Origin of the sequence: Pontibacter rugosus (genome assembly GCF_042678745.1) — a bacterium.
GTDB classification, from domain to species: Bacteria; Bacteroidota; Bacteroidia; order Cytophagales; family Hymenobacteraceae; genus Pontibacter; species Pontibacter rugosus.
Window position 1 is genome coordinate 1 of the sequence record NZ_JBHTLD010000297.1, and the last position, 4,511, is coordinate 4,511.

General features: G+C 40.5%; 5 protein-coding genes. 3 read left to right on the forward strand and 2 right to left on the reverse strand.

All coding sequences use genetic code 11. The annotated features are described in order from the left end of the window. Positions 1 to 90 precede the first annotated feature (90 nt). Positions 91 to 687, forward strand: coding sequence for a hypothetical protein (locus ACFQ2O_RS20125; protein WP_377532285.1), 597 nt, complete (start codon positions 91 to 93; stop codon positions 685 to 687). Positions 688 to 1,314: 627 nt separating this feature from the next. On the opposite strand, the gene ACFQ2O_RS20130 is transcribed toward ACFQ2O_RS20125, so the two are convergent. Further along, positions 1,315 to 1,971 carry a cytochrome c oxidase subunit 3 gene (locus ACFQ2O_RS20130; RefSeq protein ID WP_377532288.1) on the reverse strand — a complete coding sequence of 219 codons (657 nt, stop codon included), beginning with the start codon at positions 1,969 to 1,971 and terminating at the stop codon, positions 1,315 to 1,317. 231 nt (positions 1,972 to 2,202) lie between these two features. Between ACFQ2O_RS20130 and ACFQ2O_RS20135 the strand changes: the two genes are divergently transcribed. Both ACFQ2O_RS20135 and ACFQ2O_RS20140 read left to right on the forward strand, forming a co-directional pair. Further along, positions 2,203 to 2,778: a hypothetical protein gene (locus tag ACFQ2O_RS20135; protein WP_377532291.1), complete on the forward strand. Its 576-nt coding sequence runs from the start codon at positions 2,203 to 2,205 to the stop codon at positions 2,776 to 2,778. 210 nt (positions 2,779 to 2,988) lie between these two features. Beyond that, positions 2,989 to 3,486, forward strand: coding sequence for a DUF4920 domain-containing protein (locus ACFQ2O_RS20140; RefSeq protein WP_377532294.1), 498 nt, complete (start codon positions 2,989 to 2,991; stop codon positions 3,484 to 3,486). A gap of 74 nt (positions 3,487 to 3,560) precedes the next feature. Here the strand turns inward: ACFQ2O_RS20140 and ACFQ2O_RS20145 are convergent, their stop codons facing one another. After that, on the reverse strand, positions 3,561 to 4,394 hold the full coding sequence (locus ACFQ2O_RS20145; RefSeq protein ID WP_377532297.1) for an alpha/beta fold hydrolase: 834 nt from the start codon (positions 4,392 to 4,394) through the stop codon (positions 3,561 to 3,563). Between the last annotated feature and the right edge of the window lie 117 nt (positions 4,395 to 4,511).

A 4,511-nucleotide genomic window follows, 5' to 3' on the forward strand; every position in this document is an offset into this window, starting at 1 on the left:
ATCTGTCTCTATAAAACTAACTCTAAATATTTGCTGGAGGTGTAGATTAAACTATTTAGAGCGATAAGTGTTTAATGGGTAAATTATCAGATGTCATTTAACGAATTCTATAAACGATTGTTGGGCTTATCAAAAAATGCCCCTACTTGCAGCACGCTAACCCGATCTGGTAAATACGGTGAGGGCTATCAGGAATGGGTGGCAGCACAGCTTTACCTTAACTGGACAATTCCATTTTTCAAAGCTTATCATTATAAGAAAGCTACTCTGCCAGCTTCTCTTAGGGTGCAACTAATACAGGAAGAGCATTTTAATGGCGCAGTCTTCTTTTATGACCCTAGTATAGGTGCCGGTAATTTTTGCTATTTGTTCGATTTATTTAAGGATCGCATACTTGAAAACGGCTATACCCTACATAGCTGTGATAAGCTGGAGGTACGGCACGAGCGTTACACAGAACAGGTAGAAAAACACCTTTTAACTCCGCCGGCCTCTGACCTACCAGGTACCAGCCTTTGTAACCAGCTCTATGGAAATGTGTTGCTTGACTATATCAAAGTAAATAAACACCCAGGATACATACGTTTTGTGGCAAATACTTACAATGATGCTTACTTTTCTAAACCATTACCTTTTGAAGAACTTCTGGAAAAGGTATTACAGCCAACGGAAAAGAAGCGCTATTAGTAAGCTATTGCAAATGTGCTAGATTACTATTTTTTGTACATGAGGTAATATCACCGCTGATGGCTTTGTTCCGTCAGGCATGCTAGCAGCTTATAGAATAGCCATTCCCTTGTCTAGTCCTGCAGTATACTTTGTAAAACTCAGGCCACCCACCTACCCTGCTTGTTTGAGTTATTCCGACCATAACACTGCCTGCAAGCTATAAGGCATTTGAAAACTAGCTTATACATATAAACTCCTCACCTTGAGGATATTTTGACACAGCACCTGATCACTAGCTTTCCCGTCAATTTTAGCAATGCATTTACTTTCGATCAACAGCGTCTAGTTGTTGTGCTAGAGCAAAATCAGAATTTATATTCCAAGTTGGAAGCTTTAGGTATTGCTAGTAAGCTACATGCCATACCAGCAACTGAAGACAATTAAGACTTTGCTGAAAAAGGTAATTTCAAGTAAGAAGGGAGCTGGTTAAACTACAGGTAAATTTAGCTGACTTACCAACTGCACTGGTTCATAAAGCTAAATTTATACTTCAGGAATTTACTTGTACCTGATGAACTGTGGCTACAGCACTTAAAAAGAATAGCGGGATCTTAGTGCTTTGAAGCCTTGAAATTTTGAGGAATGCTAAGCAATAAATAGGAATACGAAGTATAAGCCTAACCATAAAAAATCCATAAAGTGCCAATAGCTGTTTAGCATGGATAATTGAAGGTGGCGAAAAGGATCACGTATAAAAATGAGACTTCTTACGCCATCTGATTTCACATATATTGTCTTGAAAAGCATAAAAGAAAGGAAAATCACTCCCCCTATCAGGTGAAGCACGTGCAGGGCAGAAATCAAGTATAGATAAGTACCTGATGCTTTTCCGGTAAAATAGATGCCTGTGCGGTTCATTTCGTGCCAGCCTAATAACTGCGCTCCAACAAACAACAGACCAAATGCTAAGGTTAAGGCCAGATATCTAGCCATCTTCTTAAGTTTCTCCTGCTTGTACAAACGTGGTATCTTAGACATAGTATAGCTGCTGAAAAGCAACAAAACTGTACCTACGCTGAAGAATTTAGGTAACTCAAAAGTTTCGTTCGTGAAACCGCCTGTCCTCACGAAAGCTACCGTTAAAATGAAAAAGAGAACCCCTATGCCGATCATGCTCAAGTAAAGCAGCATCTTGATAGGATGCATCTTCTCTATATGCTTAAAGGCTGAGCGCTGTGATGCGTTAACTTTATTCTTTTTATCCTGGTCCATCCTATGCTCCTTTTCCTGAGAGTTTTGCATTTGTAACCGTACAAGGCATAGCGTTCTCAGTATACCTTAATTATACCGAAGCCTTTGACTTATAGTTTTGCGAATATTCCTTTTACTTGCTGATTAAGCGTCTTTTTTTACAACAGTAGATATATAGCTATTGTTGTACTGTAAGAGCGTTTTATTAAACCAATATTTAGAATGTATTAAGCTACCCTCGCACGCTGGTTTGCGTTAAACATAGTAAAACCCTTAAATTCTATGAAATCAACGCTATACACCCTATATGTCTTTTTGTTTTCCCTGCTGATGAGCCACTTTGCTACTGCGCAAAATGAGCGTTCATCTTTTACAGGCACTAATCGTGTAATGGTAGCATTAGAAGGCCCCTTGATTCGTTATGATTTTGTATCGAAGCAAATGTTTGTACGCCACAATAAAGAAGCACAGAGGCTTGAATGTGTTATTCCAGTTGTAAGCCTCTTACCACTGCAAGACTCTGTACCTCCTGCTATGTTATATAATGTACTTTTTGGAGCCAAGTACCCGCAGCTACTGATTAGATTACACGTACCCACTCAAAGTGCTGTTCCGAACGACCTTCTCTCGGCTACCAGCAACCTTACCGCCTCTGTTCAGATACAAGGTGTTACAAACGAAACGAGAGTGCCTGTCACCTTTAACACAATCGATAATACCTTATACTTTACCACCAGCTTTGATCTGATGCTGGATAACTTTCAAGCGTCTATTCCTGCTGAGTACCTGCCTTTGCTTACAGGCAGGCTTATGATTATGATAGATAGGGCGAAGTGGATTAATTCTATGACGTATTAGCTAGTTCTTCTGAAAAGTGTAAGTATGGCTTCAGCAATAGCAGCTCATTAAGATGCCGTATTAACCATATTATTTCAACTACAGACTCTGATTAATCTTTATAAGAAACCCTGCTACAAAGAAAGCAGCTGCCCCTCGTGCTGTTATTAATAGTGTTTGCCAGCTACCCAATAGTTATTATATTTACTGCATATAAATAATTCAGAACTCATGAGAAAAGCAGCTACAATTCTACTCCTGGCAATTTCTTCTTATGCCTGTAACCAGGCAAAGTCACCTGTAGAAAATCAATCAGCTCTTCAGCAGAATAATGCTTCGGGTGTGGTATATGGTGCTGCCTTCACAGAAGGCAATGTACTTCCAGCATCCGCTTTACTTGCTGCTATAGACAACAAAGATTCCTTACAGGCAACAATAGCTGCAGAGGTAGTAGAAAGTTGTCAGGCCAAAGGGTGTTGGATGGACGTAAAGCTGACTGACAACAGCAACATGAAAGTGACCTTCAAAGATTACGGCTTCTTTTTGCCTGTAGAAGACCTTGAAGGCAGGGAAGTCATCTTTACAGGAACAGCCAAACGTGAGGTTATATCAGTAGAGGACCAACAGCATTATGCTAAAGACGCAGGCAAAACTGCAGCAGAAATAGCAGCAATTACAGCTCCTAAGGAAGAGCTCAGGTTTGTAGCTGATGGCGTTATTCTTAAATAAGAATGTGTACTTTTAACTGAACAATCACAAAAGTCAATCTTCTGGTATAAATTAACACTGTAGCAGCAAAAGACCTACATTAACAGATGCTCTAACATAAGTCTATTAAACTCCTCCCACTCATCGTGTTGCACCCAATGCCCTGCTTCCTGCAACGTATAGAGCGAACCTTTTTCTAAAAAATTGACGCTTTCTATAGCCATGCCATGCATTAGGTAAGGATCTTTCTTCCCCCAGATGATGCGTGTCGGAATTTTCACGCTGCCATCTCCCCCACCTTGGCGGCTCCACTTAAGCGCTCTGTACCAATTCAGCATACTTTTGATTGCTCCGGGCTTTGCCCATGCTGCACGATACTGTTCTACTTGAGCATCTGTTAACCGGCCAGATAATTGTGAAGTAAGCAGTTTCCAATTATTTAGTTTAAGTACAGCCTCAGGCAGGTAAGGCAACTGAAAAAAAGCCATGTAAGCGCTCTTAAGCATCTGGGTAGGCCTGGACAGTAAAAACTTATTTAGCACAAATGGGTGTGGCACATTAACTATGATCATTCGCTTTAACCTTTCAGGGTGGTGCAGCGCCAGTTGCCAGCTTATCAAAGCTCCGAAATCATGTCCTAACAAATGAAAACTGCTGATACCAAAATGATTTGCCACGCGCAAAACATCTGCTACAAGCACATCAGTAGTATAGTTAATCACATTCTGCGGCTTATCGCTAAGGTTATACCCTCTCTGATCAATCGCAAAGGCATTGAAGCCAGCTTCAGCCAGTGCCTGTAACTGTTTCTGCCAGGCGAACCACGCATCAGGAAAACCGTGCAGCAGTATAACTGGCTCACCAGTAGCAGGGCCAGCCTGAACCACATGCAGGAAAAGACCACCTATATCAACTATATTATCCTCCATAGTCACCATACTTTAATAATGGTTTGTATACCTGAGTTTTACTTAAGCATACTTAACCTTTTACTTTAACCCCTCTATAGAAGTTGTCCTTAAAAAACTTAATGTAAGAGGGATAAA